The organism is Geodermatophilus aquaeductus, assembly GCF_900182545.1.
Lineage (GTDB): Bacteria > Actinomycetota > Actinomycetes > Mycobacteriales > Geodermatophilaceae > Geodermatophilus > Geodermatophilus aquaeductus.
Genome location: NZ_FXTJ01000004.1, coordinates 1 through 17,137 on the forward strand (window position 1 = coordinate 1; position 17,137 = coordinate 17,137).

Consider the following 17,137-nt stretch of genomic DNA (forward strand, 5'->3'; position numbering starts at 1 on the left):
AGCGAGCCCGGATGGAGCTCACCGTAGCCCGCCACCGCCGCCGCGCAGCCGAGCGCGAGGACGCCGCAGCCCGCGAGCGCGACCGCCGCCGGCTGGGCCCTCGCGAGAGCGCGGCGGGGGAGTGTCATGAGGCCGATGCTGGCCCCTCCGAGCGGGGCCGGGTGCGCGTGCTGTCCGCCGTCACGGGACGTCGAGGCTACGGGCGACCGCCGGACGTGCCGACGCCAGAAGCAGCAGAACACCTTGGCGGCCGAGGCATGCCGGTTGGGATAGCGACGTCGCTGGGACGGCGGTGCAGCGGTCGGCCCCGCCGCGGAGATCCGGCGCCACGCCGGCCGTCACGGGGCTGCCACGCCGGGAGCCGCCACCGGAGCCCGGCCCGCGGCTAGCGTGGGACACCGCTGTCCGGGGGATCGCCATGCGCCGCACCGTTCTGCTCGCTTCCTGCCTCACCGTGCTCGCCGGTTGTGGTTCCGGAGGTGATGACGCCGCGCCGGGCGAGGGCGCCGCCAGTACCAGCACGCCGGCGCCCGTCGCGGACGTGGGGGACACCGTTGCGTTCACCGACCGGGTGGGCGGGACGGCCACCATCACCCTCGACGGGGTCTTCCGCACCGATCGGGCGGACAGTTCCCAGCTCATCGCCGACGTCACCGTCACCGCCGCTGGCGGTGCAGTGTCCGTGGATCCGCTGCGCTTTCGGGCGCAGACCGTGGAGGGTTCCTCCGTCGACCCCGGGAACGGCGTGATCGGTCGTCCGGCGGAGGGCGGGATCGCGTTCGACGTCCCGGAGGGCGAGGTGCTGATCTCCTACGTCGACCCGGACGGGGAGGTCCTGGTGGCATTTCGCATCAACCTGGCCAGTCAGGTGCCCCCGGACGACGAGGTCGAGTTTCCGCCCTTCAGTTGCGACATGGGCGTGGACGGCATCCCGATCTGCGAGGGTGACGTCCCCGACTCGGTCGGCGTCTATCGGACGCCTGACGGTGTCCTGGTCGGCGACTGACAGTGCTGCCGGGTAGGCGTCGCTGGACGTCAGGTGCACGTCCCCGAAGCGGTCGGTGACGATGGCGCCGAAGTCGACGGGGACGACGTCGGCGACACTCTCGGCGCTTGCGGGGCGGCGAGGATTGCCACGCGGTCGGCGGCATCCTCGTGCTCCGTGATGAAGCACAGCGTCCGGTGCAGGAGCAGAGGCCGCGCCGTCCCGGTCGTTCGAGCCCGCGGGCACTGTCGATGACGAATGCCCACCGCTTGCAGCGATGTGGGTTCAACTCGGTGTCCGAGGGGGGACTTGAACTCCTAGCCCCGGCTAAGCATCTAGATGCGCCCTAGTGCCCTGAGCTGCGCGTTCGTGAGTTCGGTGGCGTGTGGTCGGACCTCAGGAGGCATCCTGATACCGCCAGATACGCCGTCGTCAGTATCACGTTGGGTATCACGGGCCGGCTCCGCCTGGGGGTGGGACTTGGGCGGGACGGGCTTTCCACGCCAGCATGCCGCCGCACCGATCGCGGAAGAACGGCCGCGGGTCGTCGGGGTCGCCGCTAAGAGATCGTTTCTGAATGACTCCGGCGTGGCAGCCGGGGTTGGCGCCGGTCCCGAGCAGCCTGGTGCGGGTGATCGAGGAGCTCGTCCCTGACGGGCTGTGGGAGCGGATCGCGCCGCTGCTGGCCCCCGCCCAAGCCACGTCGCTACCGGCATCCGGGTCGGCGGCCGGTCGATGACCGGGCCGCACTCGCCGGGATCGTGTTCGTGCTCAAGAGCGGGATCACCTGGAACCAGCTGCCCACCTCCCTGGTCGGCTGCTCCGGGGGTGACCTGCTGGCGGCGACTGCGGGACTGGACCGAGGCCGGCGTCTGGCCGGCCCTGCACGCACAGCTGCTGGACCAGCTGCGCGCCCTCGGCGAGCTGGACCTGGACCGGTGTGCGGTCGACGGCTCCCACATCCGCGCCCTCAAAGGGGGGACCACGTCGGCCCCTCCCCGGTCAACCGCGGCCGGCCCGGCTCCAAGCACCACCTGATCGTCGACGCCGGCGGCATTCCGCTGGCGGTCACCCTGACCGGCGGCAACCGCAACGACATCACCCAGCTGATTCCGCTGGTCGACGCCATCCCGCCGATCCGCGGCCGGCGCGGGCGGCCCCGCCGCCGACCGCGGGAGCTGTTCGCCGACCGCGGCTACGACCACGACGTCTACCGCCGCCGGCTGCGCCGGCGCGGGATCACGCCGCGGATCGCCCGCCGCGGCGTCGCGCACGGCTCCGGCCTGGGCCGCCACCGCTGGGTGGTCGAGCGCGGCTTCGCCTGGCTGCACGCCTTCAAGCGGCTGCGCATCCGCTACGAGCGCCGCGCCGACATCCACCTCGGGCTACTCCAGCTGGCCTGCGCCCTTATCTGCTACCGACAGCTACCCGTCGTTCTGAAGTGAGTTCTAAGGGTGGCGGCGAACCCCACGTGCACGAAACAGCGGAAAACCGCAGTGCCCGAGGGCGCGTGACGCTGCTGTGACGGCCCGCGCCTAGCGTCGTCCCCGGCCCGGGTCGTGGCGTGTCGTGCCACTGCGCAGGCTGCTGTCGGCGGCCGTGGCGGCAGCCAGTCGTACGCGACCGCTCCGTGAGGATCGGGGCCCGGAGGCAGAGAGGGCAGTCCATGGCGGTCGGAACGACCTCGTTCCACATGGCGGCCTCACCGGTGCGGTGGCGGCGGAGCGCTCGCCGGCTCACCCCCGGGCAGGTCACGCTGCTGCGCGAGGCCTTCAGCGCGACGATGGCCATCGGCGACGAGCGGGGCTACAACTACTTCGCCGGCCTGCACGGCCTCCCGCGCCCGATGGACTGCACCGTGGCCCACGGTCGGCCGTTCTTCCTGCCGTGGCACCGCGCGTACCTGTACTTTTTCGAACGAGCACTCCGCGACCAGGTCCCGGAGGCCACGCTGACCTGGTGGGACTGGCGGACGCCGACCGTCCCGGCGATCTTCGCCGCCGAGCGGTCACCCGACGGCCGACCGAACCCGCTCCACTCGGCGCCCGTAGACCCGGTCGCCCTCCAGCAAGGGGAGGCTGCTCGGCCGCCGGTCCTGGCGAGGAGGTGGACCGAGCGGGACCCGGGAGCACCGGGCACCCCTCCGCTCCCGACCGCTCAGGACGTGCAGAACGCTCTCGAGCAGAACGACTACTTTTCGTTCACCGACGCGCTGGAAGAACTGCACAACCGGGTGCACCTGTGGACCGGCGGTCGGTTCGGTCACATGCGGCTGGTCGAGTACTCGAGCTTCGACCCCATCTTCTGGGCGCACCACGCGATGGTCGACCGGCTGTGGCGGTTGTGGCAGTTGGAGCACCCCGGGGCGCGACCGCCCTCTTCCATCCTGCGGACCGCGCTGCCACCCTTCCCGATGACGGTGGAGCAGACACTGGACACGACAGCACTCGGCTACGACTACGCCGTGTCCACGAGCTCGGCACCGACCCCCTGAAGGCAGCCATGGAGATTTACACGTCACCGCCCCTCGACGTCGCCGCCCCGGGCGCGGCCGGCGGGGCCACGGTCGCCGTCTTCGACCGAGCGGACCTGATCTTCCACGGCGTGGACCACTCCGGGCCATCGTTCACCGCACGGGTGTACCTCGCCCACCCCGAGGCCGACGCCGCCACCCCGACGACCGCCGAGGCCGGTTACGCCGGCTGCTTCACCATCTTCGGGCACGGCGGCTGCGTGGGTACCGACGACGACCACTGCAACCCGAAGGCCCGGACCGTCGACGACTTCGACCTGCGCATGCCGCACCCGCTGCTCCCGCAGACCAAGGTCGTGACCGTCACCGAGGCGCTGCGCCGGCTCGGGCCGGTCAGCCAGGTCACCGTCACGGTGGTGCCGGTCGTGCCCGGCGAGACGGGACCCGAGGTCACCGATGCACTCAGCTTCACCACGCTGCGGCTCGCCGTGTACCGGGATGACCGGCGGCTGGAGGAGGACATGGAGGAGGAGGAAGCGGTCTCCGGCTCCCACCCGGGGTGACGCCGACGTGACGGGGGCTGGGCACGCTGACCGGAGGAGATCGAACTCCTCAGCCTGTGCCACGGCGGGGCATCACCCGGTCCCGCGCGAGGGGAAGCCGCCATGTCGTCCTACGGAGATGACCGGCCCGGCGACGGGCCCGACCGACCGGACCCCGGGCAGGGCCGTCGACGTCCGCCCTGGCTGCTCGTCCCGCTGGTGCTGATCGCCCTCGTCGCGCTCGCGGGGCTGTTCCTCCCCGTCAACGACCGGGGCCGGGCAGGGCCGTCGACGTCCGCCCTGGCTGCTCGTCCCGCTGGTGCTGATCGCCCTCGTCGCGCTCGCGGGGCTGTTCCTCCCCGTCAACGACCGGGGCCGGGCAGGGCCGTCGACGTCCGCCCTGGCTGCTCGTCCCGCTGGTGCTGATCGCCCTCGTCGCGCTCGCGGGGCTGTTCCTCCCCGTCAACGACCGGGGGACGACCACAGTCAGCTCCACGCCCGGGCCGACGGGGTCCGCCGGGCCGAGCGGCCCGCCCGGGTCCAGCGCCTCTGCAGTGCTCCCCGGGTCCACCGACGGGCCAGGCACGAGCAGCGGGTCCGCCGCAGGTGGTGCCCCGGCTCGGGGGGCACGCCGGCGGCTGTGACGCCTGTCGGCTCCCCGGACACGGGCGGGGGCGGCACGTCGTCGTCCGCAGACGTCGTCCTCGTCGCCGCAGGGGTGACGGCACTGGTCGGTGCCGCCTTCGTGGCCGGGTGCGTGGTGCGGCGGCGCGACGACGGTGTTGAGCACGGACCGACCGGGACCGGCCCGGGAGGCCCGTGACCGGCCTCGCAGGCGGCCGGCGCGGCTGGCCCGCGGCGCTCGGCGTCGGCCTGCGCCGCCGGGGTCGCTGGGCCAGCGCCCTGCTGGGCGCGGCGGGCCTGGTGCTGCTCCTCTGGGGTCTGCCCCGCTCGCCGGAGGCCGCGCTTCCGCGAGCCGCGGCGCCACCCAGCGCCCAGGACCTGATGGTCGATCCGGTTGCGGGTGCCGGTGGGACGGGCACCGCCACCCCGACGTCGGCTCCGCAGCAGTCCCGACCCGTCCACCTCGACATCCCGCGCATCGAGCTGCGCACGGACCTGGTCCCCGTGGGCCTGAACCCGGACGGCACGGTCGTCGTCCCACCGCTGGTCCCGGGAGCCCCGGCCGCCTGGTACCAGTATCTCGCCTCGCCCGGGGATCCCGGCCCCGCCGTCCTGCTCGGGCACGTCGACACCTACCGCGGACCTGCGGTGTTCCACCGGGTCCACGAGCTGCGGTCCGGTGACGCGATCGAGGTCCAGCGAGCCGACGGCCGTTTCGTCGACTTCGTCGTCGATGCCGTGCACACGTACGCCAAGACGGAGTTCCCGTCCGAGGCCGTGTACGGCCCGTCCGCCGAACCGGTGCTGCGGCTGCTGACCTGCGGCGGGACGTTCGACCGGGAGCGGCGGACGTACCTGAGCGTCGTGGTGGTCTACGCATCTCTCGGAGCTGCCCCGGGACGCTGAGCTGCGGCCCCGGTTCGGGGCGGCCACCCTCCTCGAGCGGGTGGCCGCCGTCGACGTGACAAAACGGTGACGCCCCGCCTCCTATCCTCGTCCGCGATCGAAACGGAGGGGGAGACATGCCAGCTCAGCCGTTGTCCGATCACAAGGCGCTGCCGGAGCGGGTCCCGACGGGACCGGTGCTGCACCTGCTCGACGGTCCTCATGTCTGTGTCGACGGATCTCGCCGAGAGGTCCCTGAGGGCGGCAAGCGACTGCTCGTCTTCGTCGCTCTGCGGCGCCGGCGCGTGGAGCGGCGGTACGCGGCCGGCTTGCTGTGGCCTCTCGGCAGTGACGACCGTGCGGCGGGGAACTTGCGCTCGGCGTTGTGGCGACTCCGCGGGGCGGACATCGACCTCATGAGCGTTGACAAGTGTTCGCTGCGTCTGCGCGAGGACGTCGCGGTGGACGTCGAACTCGCCCGCGACTGGGCCACCGGCCTCATCAGCGGCACGACACCCGCCGATGAGCTCACCATCACCCCGTCCTGGTTCGATGCGCTCGATCTGCTCCCCGGTTGGTACGACGACTGGGTGATCATGGAACGCGAACGGCTGAGGCAGCGGATGCTGCACGGACTGGAGGCGTTGAGTCGCCAGCTCGTCAGGGAGGGACGCTTCGCCGAGGCTGTCGAAGCGGCGATGGTGGCTGTCTCGGTCGAGCCGCTCAGAGAGAGTGCCCAGCGGGCACTGGTCACCGCCCATCTCGCTGAGGGGAACCGTGTGGAGGGCCAGCGCTGCTTCGACGCTTACCGGGAAGTCCTCCGCCGCGATCTGGGAGCAGAACCGGCACCCGAACTGACCGCCCTGGTGCACCCCGACTCGTCGGGGACCCGAGCCCCGGAGGTGTGGCGGTTGAGGCCCGCTGCGGTCGCCACCGGCTGACCGTCGGACGGGATGGACGAGCATGAGGCGACGGTTCGACGCGGTCGTGGTCGGTGCGGGCATCAACGGCATGGTCGCCGCTGCTGAACTGGCGCTCGCCGGCTGGAGCGTCGCCGTCATCGAACGCAACCAGAGGATCGGTGGATTCATCGCCACCGAAGAACGTACGAAGCCGGGCTATCGGCATGACACGTACTCGTCCTGGCACACGCAGTTCGTCGCTAGTCGTGCCCACGCAGCGCTCGGCGAGGACCTGCGCCGCCACGGTCTCGAGTACAGCAACACCGACCAGGAGCTGTGTGCCACCGTCTCGTACGACGGCGAGGTCACCCTGGCGTACCGGAGCCTCCGACAGACGGCTGCGCTCGTGGGCAGTCCCGAGGACGGCCGCACGTACCGCAGGTGCATCGAGCGGATGACCCGGGACGCTGCCGACCTCAGCGCGCTCACCGCCGGTGACCTGAAGTCCCTCGCGGCTGCACGAGCCGCACTGTCATTGCTGCGGAGCAACGGGCTCGCCGGTTGCGAACGGCTGTTGAGGGACCTCGTCACGAGCGGCCGCTCATGGTGTCGCCGTGAGTTCGACGGCCCCGACGTGGACCGTCTCTGGGTCCCGTGGCTGCTGCAGGCCGGGCTGTCGCCTGACCACGCCTCCGGAGGGGTCCGGCTGCCGGCCATCGCGGCCTCCCTCCATGAGGACGGGGTCCCGGTGGTCGTCGGAGGCGCTGCCCGTCTCGTCGAGGCCTTCGAAGGCCTCCTCGGATCGCTCGCCGTCGAGACGATCACCGGAGTCACCGTCGAGCGCGTCGTGCTCCGCGACGGCCGGGCTGCAGGCGTTGTGACCAGCGGGGGCGAGGTCGTCGACGCGGAGGTCGCTGTCCTGGCTTCAGTCACACCCAGCGCGTTGTACTGCGAACTCCTACCGCCCGAGGTCGTCGGCGAGCAGCTCGCGCGTGAGGCGCGACGCTTCCGTCACGGGCGTGCGGCCATGCAGCTGCACGTGGCCCTGCGCGCTCCGCTGCGATGGGATGACAGCCGACTGGACACGACTCCGGTCGTGCACCTCTCCGACGGCAGTTCCAGCACCGGAATCGCCTGCGCTCAAGCGGAGGCCGGGTTGTTGCCTGACCGGCCGACCGTCGTCGTGGGTCAACAGCACGTCCTCGACTCCACACGAGTGCCGCCCGGCGGCGGAGCGCTCTGGATACAGCTCCCCGAGGTGCCCTTCGTGCCGCTCGGGGACGCACGAGGCGAGCTCGACGTCTCCGGTGGCTGGACGGCTGACCTCACCTATGCGTGCGCCTACCGTGCGTTGGACTGCCTCTCCCGGCACGTGCACGGCTTGAGGCGGGCCGTGCTGAGGGTGGACGCGATCAGTCCTCCGAGCTTGTGGGACCACAACGTCAACGCGGTCCGGGGCGATCCGTACGGTGGGGACCCCCAGCTCGACCAGTCCTTCGGTTGGCGACCACTGCCGGGGAGTGGTCACCGGACCGCCGTGCGGAACCTGTGGCACATCGGTGCCAGCACTCGGCCGGGTGCTGGTCTCAGTGGGGCGTCCGGTCACCTCGTCGCGCAACGGCTGATCGGGACCACCTGTGTCCAGCCTCGCGCCCGCGACGCGGTGTCACGGTGGACCAAGCACCACGGGCGGTCGTTCCTGCGCTGACCGGTGGATAACCCGCCCGCGGCGGTCGCCGGGTGACGGACGGGTGACAGCGCCGACCTAGCGTTCCTGGTGCAGCAGTCGGACACCGGTCCGCACTGAGCCCGGAGAGAGGGCGACATGACGATCCCGACCTTGCACCCCGGCGTCTACGTCCAGGAGATCCCCAGCGGCGTGCGGGCGATCACCGGTGTCGCCACGTCGATCACCGCCTTCATCGGCCGGACCCGTCGGGGTCCGGCGAACGAGGCGAAGGAGGTCAACGGCTTCACCGACTTCACGCGGCTCTTCGGCGGGCTCTGGCCTCAGAGCCCGGTCAGCTTCGCCGTCCGGAGCTTCTTCCTCAACGGTGGGGGCCGGGCCATCATCGTGCGCCTCACCCGCAATGCCGCCGCATCCACCATCGACATCGGCGACCTCCACCTGGAGGCCTCGGGTGGAGGGGTGTGGGGGGACGACCTCTACGCCGCCGTGGACACCAACGTCTCGGCAGATGTCGCAGACCGGCTCGGAGTTCCGGTCGCCGGCCTGTTCAACCTGACGGTGACCTACAGCGTCCCGGAGAACCGGGGCGGCGACCTCAGCGTGGAGGTGTTCCGGAACCTGACCGTCGTCCCCAGCCCCCGCAACATCCGGGACGTGCTGGAGGCCGAGTCGGATCTCGTACGGGTCGTCGGTGCACTTCCGGCCGCCCCACCGGCGGCCACCGGCGCCCCGGCACCCGGGGTCCCGGCCGGCGTCAAGGCCGGCGGAGGCAGCGACGGGGATGCCCCGGACACGGCGAGCTACATCGGCCCGGGCATCGGCCCCCGTGAGGGACTGCGCGCACTCGACACGGTGGACCTATTCAACCTGCTCTGCATCCCCCCGCCCTCCCTGGACGACGACACGCCTCCTGCCGTCTACGTCGAGGCGCTCGCGTACTGCAGGGAGCGCCGAGCGATGCTCGTCGTCGACCCGCCCGCGGCGATGACGGTGGACACCGCCGGCGCCCAGCTCGGACAGCTCGGCCTCAACGGGACGGACGCCCGCAACGCCGCGCTGTACTTCCCCCGGCTCCGTCAACCGGACCCGACCGCGCAGAACCGGATCAGGACGTTCGTGCCCTGCGGCGCGGTGGCCGGTGTCATGGCGCGCACCGACTCGGCCCGCGGCGTGTGGAAGGCACCGGCCGGGATCGACGCCGGGGTGGCGGGGACCGCCGACCTGGAACACAACCTCACAGACGCCGAGCAGGACCGGCTCAACCCGATCGGGGTCAACTGCCTGCGGTCGTTCCCGATCATCGGCCGGGTGGTCTGGGGTGCCCGCACGCTGCGGGGGGCCGACATCCTCGCCGACGAGTACAAGTACGTGCCGGTGCGGCGGCTGGCGCTCTACATCGAGGAGAGCCTCTACCGGGGGACGCAGTGGGTGGTGTTCGAGCCGAACGACGAGCCGCTGTGGGGCCAGATCCGGCTCAACCTGGGCGCCTTCATGCAGAACCTGTTCCGGCAGGGCGCGTTCGAGGGCACGAGCCCGCGCGATGCGTACTTCGTCAAGTGCGACCGGGAGACCACGACCCCGAACGACCAGAACCTCGGGCGGGTCAACATCCTCGTCGGCTTCGCCCCGTTGCGGCCGGCCGAGTTCGTGATCCTGCAGATCCAGCAGATCGCACGGGCACAGGCCTAGGAGGGGTGACTCGTGGCCCAGTTCACCGTCAACGCCGAGCGCTTCGACCCGTACAAGAACTTCAAGTTCCGGGTGAGGTGGGACGGCCGGTTCGTGGCCGGCGTGAGCAAGGTGGGCACGCTGAAGCGCACGACGGAGGTCGTGAAGCACCGGGACGGCGGCGACCCGAGCACCAGCCGGAAGTCGCCCGGCCGCACCGAGTACGACGCGATCACCCTCGAGCGGGGGGTCACCCACGACGTCGACTTCGAGCAGTGGGCCAACAAGGTGTGGAACCTCGGCTCCGGGCTCGGGTCGGAGGTTTCCCTGCTCGACTTCCGGAAGAACGTGATCATCGAGGTCTACAACGAGGCGGGGCAGCTCGCCATCGCCTACAAGGTCTTCCGCTGCTGGGTGTCGGAGTTCCAGGCGCTGCCCGATCTGGACGCCAACGCCAACGCGGTCGCCATCCAGCACATCAAGCTGGAGAACGAGGGCTGGGAGCGCGACTACGAGGTGGCGGAGCCGACCGAGCCGACCTTCCTGGAGCCGGGGGCGTGAGTCTGCTCGACCCCGCGTCGCTGCTGGTGGCCTGGGAACGGGGACGCGCGGAACCCGCACTGGACCGGGCGCTGACCCTGCTGGCCGTCGACACCGGACGGTCGGTGCAGGAGGCAGCGGCGCTGGACGTCGGGAGCCGGGACGCGCGCCTCGCGACAGTGCTCGTCCGCATCGTCGGCAGCACGGCGTGGGCGGCGGTTGAGTGCGGTTCCTGCGGGGAGCGGCTCGACGTACCGGTCGACATCGCGGCCGTCGCCCGGTTCCCCGCGCACGAGCCGGGCGAGGTGTTCCAGACCCGGGTCGGCGACTCCACGGTCTCCTTCCGCCTGCCGACGACCGCGGACCTCGCGGCGCTGCCCCCCGAGGACCCGGTCGCGGCCCGTCGATCGCTGCTCGATCGTTGCATCGGGTGCACCGGCGACGAGCTGCCCGACCTGGTCGGGCAGGCCGTGGAGGCCGCCATGGAGGTCGTGGCGCCGGGCGGGGCGGTCGACGTCGCCGTCCGGTGCACCGGCTGCGGAGCCGAGACAGCGGCGGTGCTCGACGTCCCGGCGCTGCTGTGGGCGGAGGTGGAGGCCGAAGCGGCCGCCCTGGTCGAGGACGTGCACGCCCTCGCCGCCGCCTACGGGTGGAGCGAGGCGGAGGTGCTGCGACTGAGTGCTCGCCGGCGGGCGGCCTACCTGGAGCTGGTGCGCGGATGAGTGAGTACCTGGACCGGATGGTCGGTCGCACGCTCGGCCTGCTGCCGACGCTGCGACCGCGGCCGAGGTCGCGGTTCGAGCCCTCGGCCTGGACGGGCACCGACGTCCTCGAGTCCGCCGTCGAGCAGGACGCGACCGGGCAGGCGCAGGGCCCGACGTGGTCGGACCCCGGCCGGCCGGCGGACCGATCGGGTCCTCGGCAGTCGGCGATCCCGGCGGCTGCAGCGCCCCTGGGGCAGGACGGCGACCGGGATGACGGCGGACCGTGGCCCGACAGTCCTCGGCGTGCGGACACGGCCCACGCAGGCACTGCCGCGAACTGGTCCCCGTGGCCGCGACCGCAGGGAGGCTCGACGAGCCCGGACGCCGTGGAGGCAGTCCCCGTCCGAGCTCCCGCCGGTGACATCGCCGTTCCGGGTGTCTCGTCCTCGCTCACGGACCTGCGGGGGCGTCCTGGGCCGACGCCTCACCCAGACGGGGCCCGGACGCCTTCCGTCAGACGGGCGATGGCCGGTGGAGCTGGGCCGCCGCTGCCGGCCGGCCCGAGTCGGAGCAGGTTCGGCGAGGGGACGGACTCCGGTCGCGGGGACGTCCGCTCACCACGCGACACCACCGTGGCAGCCGCTCCCCGCTCGACGGCGTCGGGCCCTCGACGAGCGGGCGGCGTGGTCGAACACGGGTCCCCGGCCGCCGACACACCGAGCGCGTTCGTGCATCGTCGTGAGACCGCCGGCCGAGGTCCGGTGGTCCCGATCGGCCCGGCGGAGGCGGCCGTTGACGCCCCCTCCGCCACGGGTCCCGCAGCTCAGGAGGTCGCCGCCGAGCCGGCGCGGATCGCCCAATCGGCGGCCATCCGCCAGCCCGGGTCCCGTTCGAGTGCGTCCCCGGGAGCGCCGGAGGTCTGGACCGACGACGTGCCGCCGACACCCGACCGGCTCCCGATCCGGGGTGGTGCCCCCGCCTCCGGTCCGACGGCGTCCCTCGGCGCCGCATTCGCACCTCCAGGGCTGCTGGAGGCCGTGGCCAACCTTGTCCCGATGGCAGCGGCGCGCGGTGCCCCGCCGACGCACGTCGGCCCGCCTCCCGTTCCACGTGCCGGCCAGCGTCCGGGGTCAGGGGACTCTAGGCCCGGCGCCGAGGTCCCGGCCCCCGCGCCCACCGCGCCCACCGCACAGCCGGCCGCGGCGCCGGCCGCCACGCCGGGGCCGCCGGTGGCCGCACCCGCGCACCGGTCCAGCGGCGAGCACCCGACCGAGGGCAGGACGCCCGATGCACCTGCACCACGGGTGACCGTGACCATCGGGCGGGTGGAGGTCCGCACACCGCCCGTACCGCCGCCTGTGGCGCCCGATCCGTATCCGAGGCCCCGACAGCTGTCGCTCGACGCGTACTTGGGCCGTCGGAACAGCTGGCCACGATGAGCAACTCGCTGTCGGTCGCGATGGTGACCGCCGCCCTGAGCCGGATCCTGAGCGAGGCGCTGCCGCTGGTCCCGGGCGGAGGAGTGGAAAACGCGCGGGTGACGACGCTGCGCCCCGACATGCTGGCGAGCGTCGACGGCGAGGCCCGTGGCATCAACGTCTTCCTCTACGAGGTCGTCTCGAACGGTTCGTGGACCGCGGCCAACCTGCCGACACGTCGGCCCGACGGCACGGTCCTGGCGCGGCCGCAGCAGGCGCTGGACCTGCACTACCTGCTGACGTTCTCCGGTGACGAGAGCGCTCTCGAGCCGCAGCGGATGCTCGGGGTCGCGATCACCACCCTGACGGCCCGACCCGTCCTCAGCCGCGAGCTGGTCCGCGACCTCATCGAGCGGGCGACCCAGGCCGACCCGACCACGTGGGAGCGGTTCTCCGACCTGGCCGACCAGGTCGACGTCGTCCGCTTCACCCTGCTGCCGTTGAACCTGGAGGAGCTGTCGAAGCTGTGGTCGACCTTCTTCCAGGCGCCCTACCGGCTGTCGGTGGCCTTCCACGCGGCGGTCGTGCTGCTCGAGGACGACCTGGCGCCGGCGCCGGCGCTGCCGGTGCTGAACCGGGGGGTCGACGTGGCGGCGCTGAACATCCCGTCCATCACCCGGGTCATCGCGGACGCGGCAGCGACCGATCCCCTCCTGCCGGGAACGACGCTGCGTATCGAGGGCAGGCGGCTGCGTGGGCCGTTCGTCACGCGGGTGCGACTGGACGGCGTGGAGGTCCTCGTCCCGGAGGACCAGGCGACCGGCACCCGGCTGGTCGTCCCGCTGCCGGCCGGCGTCACCGCAGGCGTCCGCGGCGTCCAGGTGGTCCATCCCCGGATGGTGGGCACCCCGCCCGTGGAGCGGGGAGGTGCTGCCTCCCAGGCGGCGCCCATCCTGGTCCGGCCGGTGGTCGCCGGCCCCGTGACCACCGCACCCGGCGGTCCGGACGTCGTCGAGGTCACGGTCCCGCTCATCCCACCGGTGGGGGTCCGCCAGCACGTCGTCCTCACGCTCAACGAGCACCACCCGCCCGACGGGGAGACGGGGCGGGCGTACGCGTTCGTCGCACCGCCGCTCGATCCGGCGGGGCCCGCGACAGCCGATGCCGTGACCGTGCCGGTGACCGGTGTGACAGCGGGGGAGTACCTGGTGCGCGTCCAGGTCGACGGTGCGGAGAGCATCCTGACCCCAGGGGCCGACGGCCGCTACGACCAGCCGAGGGTGAGCATCCCGTGACCACGGTCATCGGACCCGTCATCGAGCGGATGGACGACTGGGTCGAGGCGAACCACCGCTACCTCACCGCTGCGCTCGACGTCGTGCGCCGCCGGCTCGCCGGTGAGGAGACGGAGGGCGCCGTGTGCCGTCGCGACGCGCTCCGGTCCGCGATGCTCTCGCCGCCGGCTCTGGACGGGATCGCGGACGCGTTCGGCCTCTCGGGGTTCGAGCGGGACGTGCTCCTGCTCTGCGCCGGTGTCGAGCTTGACGCCGCGGTGGCGCGGGCCTGCGCGGCGGCGCACGGCGATCCTGGGCGACCGTGTGCGACCTTCAGCCTGACGATGGCCGCGCTGCCGGACTCCCACTGGAGCGCGACGACGCCGGCGGCGCCGCTGCGCCGCTGGCACCTGGTCGAGCTGGACCACCCCGAGGTGCCCACCGCCAGTCCACTGCGCATCGACGAGCGACTGCTGCACGCCCTCACCGGGATCTCGTACCTCGACCCGAGGATCGAGGTGCTGGCCGAGACGCTGCCGCCTGCACCCCTGCTCACGCGCCCCCTGCGTGCGGCGGCGGACCGTCTGACGTCCTGTTGGGCGTCACCGACGGCCCGGCGGGCGCGGATCTCCGGCCGGCAGCCGGCCGACCTGCGCGCCCTCGTGTCCGCGGCGTCTTCCGGCCTGGGTCTGCAACCTGTGCGTCTCCGGGCGGCGGACCTCCCGGCAACGGCGGGGGAACGCGACCTGCTCGTCCGGTTGTGCGAGCGCGAGACGGTCCTGAGCAGCAGGTCGTGGCTCGTGGACGTCGAAGACCAGGGGCCCGAGGCGGGCCGGTCGACGCTCGACTTCGCCGTCCGGGTGCAGGCGCCGGTGGCGGTGGTGGGGCTCCCGCCTGCGGCTGACCCGGGCCGCCGTCTCACGGCGATCGATGTGTCGCCGTCCGACGCGCAGGAGCGGCGCACGGCCTGGCGCGCCGCCCTGGGTGTCACCGCGCCGTCGCTGGAGTCGTGGGTCGACCGACTCGTCGGACAGTTCGACGTCGGGCCTACCGGAGTCGACGCCGCCACCGAGGAGGTGCGGGACGTGCTGGACCGGGCCGACGCCGGCCCCCGGTTGTGGGACGCGTGCCGCCGGCAGGCGCGACCGGCACTGGACGACCTCGCCCAGCGGATCGAGCCGCGGGCGACCTGGGCAGACCTGGTCCTCCCGGCCGGCCAGTCCCAGCTGCTGCGTGAGATCGCTTTGCACGTCCGGCACCGCCTGACGGTCTTCGAGGACTGGGGCTTCGCCGCCCGATCCGCCCGGGGCACCGGCGTGGCCGCGCTCTTCAGCGGGCCGAGCGGCACCGGTAAGACCTTCGCCGCCGAGGTGCTCGCCGCCGACCTCGCGCTTGATCTCTACCGGGTGGACCTGAGCCAGGTCGTCAGCAAGTACATCGGCGAGACGGAGAAGAACCTGCGCCGGATCTTCGACGCCGCTGAGGCCGGCGGCGTGGTATTGCTCTTCGACGAGGCTGACGCGTTGTTCGGCAAGCGCAGCGAGGTCAAGGACAGCCACGATCGCTACGCCAACATCGAGGTCAGCTACCTGCTGCAGCGGATGGAGACCTACCGCGGGTTGGCCGTCCTGACCACCAACCTGAAGAGCGCGCTGGACTCGGCATTCCTCCGTCGGCTGCGGTTCATTGTCCAGTTCCCGTTCCCCGACGCTGCCGGCCGTGCGGACATCTGGCGGCGGGTCTTCCCGGCAGAGCTGCCGACCGAGGGACTCGACGCCGCGCGGCTGGCTCGGCTCACGGTGGCCGGCGGGACCATCCGCAACATCGCGCTGTCCGCCGCCTTCCTGGCTGCTGAGGCCGGTGAGCCGGTGCGGATGTCCCACGTGCTGTTGGCGGCTCGTACGGAGTACGCCAAGCTGGAACGACCACTCACCGACGCGGAGGTGGCGGGATGGACGACGTGACGATCCACATCGACGACCTCGTCCTGGACGGTCCCACGCCGCCCGACGCGATGGCTCTCACCGCCGCCCTGCGGGGTCAGATGGGCTCGGGGGTCGAGCCGGACCTGGTGGAGGCAGCAGCCAGTGCCGTCACCGGATCGGTGCTCGCCTCGATGCCCGAGCATCCGCGATGAGGGCGGCCCAGGACGTCCGACTGCCTGCCGCCGGCGGTTCTGTCCCACCTGCCAGGCGCGTCCAGCGGTGCGGACAGCCAGGCTGCCCGTGTACCGATGAAGAGCGGACGGCCGTCAGACGGTCCGCTGGTGCGGCAGTCCCCGCTGGGGCTGTCGGCGAGATGGTCGACGACGTGTTGGCGGAGCCGGGTCGCCCACTGGACCCTGAGACCGCTGGCCGCTTCGGCGACACACTGGGCCACGACTTCGGCAGCGTCCGGGTACACGACGGGCACCGAGCCGACCGGTCGGCGAGCATGCTGGCCGCCCACGCGTGGACCGCGGGCTCGCACGTGGTCTTCGCCGGTGGGCAATACGCCCCGGACACCGAAGCGGGTGGTCGGCTGCTCGCCCACGAGCTCACCCACGTGGCCCAGCAACGAGGTGCTGGTGGGCGATCCGTCGGTCTGGTCATCGACGACGACCCGGCGGCCGAACGGGAGGCCCGGACAGCAGCGCAGGCATGGGGCCCGGCTGTCCGCTCCGCGGGGGCGGCCGGAGACACCCGGTCTTTTCCGACCGCGACCACCCATGCCACTGCCAGCATCCATCGCGCTCCTGCCGATGCGGGCACGGCTCCTGCCGATGCGGGCACGGCTCCTGCCGATGCAGGCACGGCTGCCGCCGATGCGGGCACGCTCACCGCTGATGCCGGCACCACTGGCGCGTGCGCACTCACCACGTACACCGGGTCCAACTTCGTGGGGGATGCGGTCACCGCGGACGTCGAGTTCGCGGACTCCCTCGCTGCGATCAACACCCACGCCGCGGCGAACGACGTCGACGTCTACGTCTACGTCACGAGTTCATTTCGGACCAGCACCGTCGTACCCGGTGCGGTCGTGACCCCGGCCACGATGTCGAACCACCTGGCCGGGCACGCGATCGACATGAACGTCAAGTACGGGGCAGGGAAGACATCGTGGTGCAACTCGACGTGCCTCGGTGGTTCTCCGCCGGCCGGTGTCAAGGAGTTCATCGCAGCCGTCCGGGGCGACGCTGGCCTGCGATGGGGTGGCGACTTCACGATCAAGGACCCCGTGCACGTCGATGACGGGCTCAACGTGAACGACGCCGCGGCGTACACAGCCCGGCATCAAGCCACTCAGCAGGCCCGAACGTCCGGCTGTGGCTAGGCGGCGGAGGCGGCACCATGAGGACGTTGGCCGACAGGACGAGCATCGGTGTGGCTGGGCCGGTACACCGTTCGGCGCCGGTCCCGTCGGTCGGTCTACACCGGGGTGTCGACCGACTCA

At 72.3% G+C, this 17,137-nt stretch carries 13 protein-coding genes and 1 pseudogene; all 14 read left to right on the top strand.

Going from position 1 to position 17,137, the window contains the following annotated elements:
- Window positions 1-418 precede the first annotated feature (418 nt).
- The 14 genes and pseudogenes from FN207_RS11335 to FN207_RS11405 all read left to right on the top strand — a co-directional run bounded on the left by FN207_RS11335 (window position 419) and on the right by FN207_RS11405 (window position 17,017).
- On the top strand, window positions 419-1,006 hold the full coding sequence (locus tag FN207_RS11335) for a hypothetical protein (RefSeq protein WP_142458629.1): 588 nt from the start codon (window positions 419-421) through the stop codon (window positions 1,004-1,006).
- 610 nt (window positions 1,007-1,616) lie between these two features.
- Window positions 1,617-2,430, top strand: a pseudogene (locus tag FN207_RS11345) (IS5 family transposase).
- A 221-nt stretch (window positions 2,431-2,651) separates the two neighbouring features.
- Window positions 2,652-3,479: a tyrosinase family protein gene (locus tag FN207_RS11350; protein WP_142458631.1), complete on the top strand. Its 828-nt coding sequence runs from the start codon at window positions 2,652-2,654 to the stop codon at window positions 3,477-3,479.
- Window positions 3,480-3,487: 8 nt separating this feature from the next.
- Window positions 3,488-4,021, top strand: coding sequence for a hypothetical protein (locus tag FN207_RS11355; RefSeq protein WP_142458632.1), 534 nt, complete (start codon window positions 3,488-3,490; stop codon window positions 4,019-4,021).
- A 798-nt stretch (window positions 4,022-4,819) separates the two neighbouring features.
- Window positions 4,820-5,530, top strand: a complete 711-nt coding sequence (locus tag FN207_RS11360; RefSeq protein WP_221888151.1) for a class F sortase — start codon at window positions 4,820-4,822, stop codon at window positions 5,528-5,530.
- A 116-nt stretch (window positions 5,531-5,646) separates the two neighbouring features.
- A complete protein-coding gene (locus tag FN207_RS11365; protein ID WP_142458633.1) occupies window positions 5,647-6,450 on the top strand; it encodes an AfsR/SARP family transcriptional regulator in 804 nt (267 codons plus the stop codon).
- 22 nt (window positions 6,451-6,472) lie between these two features.
- Window positions 6,473-8,119: a phytoene desaturase family protein gene (locus tag FN207_RS11370; RefSeq protein ID WP_142458634.1), complete on the top strand. Its 1,647-nt coding sequence runs from the start codon at window positions 6,473-6,475 to the stop codon at window positions 8,117-8,119.
- A gap of 117 nt (window positions 8,120-8,236) precedes the next feature.
- Window positions 8,237-9,790 (top strand): phage tail sheath family protein, encoded by a 1,554-nt coding sequence (locus tag FN207_RS11375; protein ID WP_142458635.1) that lies wholly within the window; start codon window positions 8,237-8,239, stop codon window positions 9,788-9,790.
- Window positions 9,791-9,802: 12 nt separating this feature from the next.
- Window positions 9,803-10,330, top strand: a complete 528-nt coding sequence (locus FN207_RS11380) for a phage tail protein (protein WP_142458636.1) — start codon at window positions 9,803-9,805, stop codon at window positions 10,328-10,330.
- A complete protein-coding gene (locus tag FN207_RS11385; RefSeq protein WP_142458637.1) occupies window positions 10,327-11,031 on the top strand; it encodes a hypothetical protein in 705 nt (234 codons plus the stop codon). Before FN207_RS11380 ends, FN207_RS11385 begins: the two co-directional genes overlap by 4 nt.
- A 1,417-nt stretch (window positions 11,032-12,448) precedes the next feature.
- On the top strand, window positions 12,449-13,726 hold the full coding sequence (locus tag FN207_RS11390; protein WP_142458638.1) for a Pvc16 family protein: 1,278 nt from the start codon (window positions 12,449-12,451) through the stop codon (window positions 13,724-13,726).
- The gene (locus FN207_RS11395) at window positions 13,723-15,669 is read left to right on the top strand and encodes an ATP-binding protein (protein ID WP_221888152.1); all 1,947 of its coding nucleotides are present in this window, start codon (window positions 13,723-13,725) and stop codon (window positions 15,667-15,669) included. The genes FN207_RS11390 and FN207_RS11395 overlap by 4 nt, the downstream gene beginning before the upstream one ends.
- On the top strand, window positions 15,657-15,842 hold the full coding sequence (locus tag FN207_RS11400) for a hypothetical protein (RefSeq protein ID WP_142458639.1): 186 nt from the start codon (window positions 15,657-15,659) through the stop codon (window positions 15,840-15,842). The genes FN207_RS11395 and FN207_RS11400 overlap by 13 nt, the downstream gene beginning before the upstream one ends.
- Window positions 15,843-16,003: 161 nt before the next feature.
- The gene (locus FN207_RS11405) at window positions 16,004-17,017 is read left to right on the top strand and encodes an eCIS core domain-containing protein (protein WP_185938297.1); all 1,014 of its coding nucleotides are present in this window, start codon (window positions 16,004-16,006) and stop codon (window positions 17,015-17,017) included.
- Window positions 17,018-17,137 lie beyond the last annotated feature (120 nt).

Bases quoted from the DNA above. Each gene is read 5' to 3' on its own strand.
- FN207_RS11335 (WP_142458629.1), top strand. From the start codon at position 419: ATGCGCCGCACCGTTCTGCTCGCTTCCTGCCTCACCGTGCTCGCCGGT.
- FN207_RS11350 (WP_142458631.1), top strand. From the start codon at position 2,652: ATGGCGGTCGGAACGACCTCGTTCCACATGGCGGCCTCACCGGTGCGG.
- FN207_RS11355 (WP_142458632.1), top strand. From the start codon at position 3,488: ATGGAGATTTACACGTCACCGCCCCTCGACGTCGCCGCCCCGGGCGCG.
- FN207_RS11365 (WP_142458633.1), top strand. From the start codon at position 5,647: ATGCCAGCTCAGCCGTTGTCCGATCACAAGGCGCTGCCGGAGCGGGTC.
- FN207_RS11370 (WP_142458634.1), top strand. From the start codon at position 6,473: ATGAGGCGACGGTTCGACGCGGTCGTGGTCGGTGCGGGCATCAACGGC.
- FN207_RS11375 (WP_142458635.1), top strand. From the start codon at position 8,237: ATGACGATCCCGACCTTGCACCCCGGCGTCTACGTCCAGGAGATCCCC.
- FN207_RS11390 (WP_142458638.1), top strand. From the start codon at position 12,449: ATGAGCAACTCGCTGTCGGTCGCGATGGTGACCGCCGCCCTGAGCCGG.
- FN207_RS11400 (WP_142458639.1), top strand. From the start codon at position 15,657: ATGGACGACGTGACGATCCACATCGACGACCTCGTCCTGGACGGTCCC.
- FN207_RS11405 (WP_185938297.1), top strand. From the start codon at position 16,004: ATGGTCGACGACGTGTTGGCGGAGCCGGGTCGCCCACTGGACCCTGAG.